Raw genomic sequence first — 707 nt, forward strand, 5'->3', positions numbered from 1 at the left:
GGATTATTCTGCTGATGAGAATCTGCGTTTTGCGTGTCGTTCGGAACAGGAAGACAGGCGACGCTTCAGGCTTCCTGCTGGTGGTTTAGAATACGTTCCAGAGGTTAAGGAAGCGAAGGAATCACGCGGAGAGATTTTTGATGCAGGACCGTCTGAGAATGGGTGTGAGTCATCTTCTCGGATAGGTTTTTATGAGCTTCTTCGTCGCAACAGTGGGAACAAGGTTGATGTGTTTAAACATCTTGAACGCATTGGCAGGGATGAGGCCATAAGGCTTCAATCTGATCGCATTGCTGACAGGCTTGAAGGTCTGGGGATTCCGTCTAGGCGTAAGAAGCAGGATGGCACCTTTTTCAAGGTGGGTTTGCTGTCTGGATTAGCTAAGCAGATGGATGAACAGTTTAGGCATATCATGTTCATTCCTGCTGTTGCTGTTGCTGAGCGTCGCCAGTTGAGGAATGAGCTGACCTATTGGATTGATAACATTCTCCCGAATAAGGGGAAGTATCTGCGGTACATGGTTATCACCTGCGGTGAGAACGTCCGCATATATGATGACCTCAAGGCGGAGCATAGGAAATGGACACGCAAGCTCTCTGATTGCTTCCGTTGGCTCAATCAAAAATATGGTTCAAATCTGTATTTCAGGGGGACTGAGTTCACTCATAATGAGGATCATGAAACCCTTAACATGCATATGAATATCC

1 protein-coding gene is annotated in these 707 nt (G+C 46.8%); it reads left to right on the forward strand.

Annotated elements, in window-relative coordinates; translation table 11 throughout:
• A partial coding sequence (locus KP705_RS15770) for a hypothetical protein (protein WP_215764884.1) occupies positions 1 to 707 on the forward strand: 707 nt, incomplete at both ends.

This window comes from Gluconobacter sp. P1D12_c, assembly GCF_018812105.1.
In the GTDB taxonomy this organism is placed as follows: Bacteria; Pseudomonadota; Alphaproteobacteria; order Acetobacterales; family Acetobacteraceae; genus Gluconobacter; species Gluconobacter oxydans_A.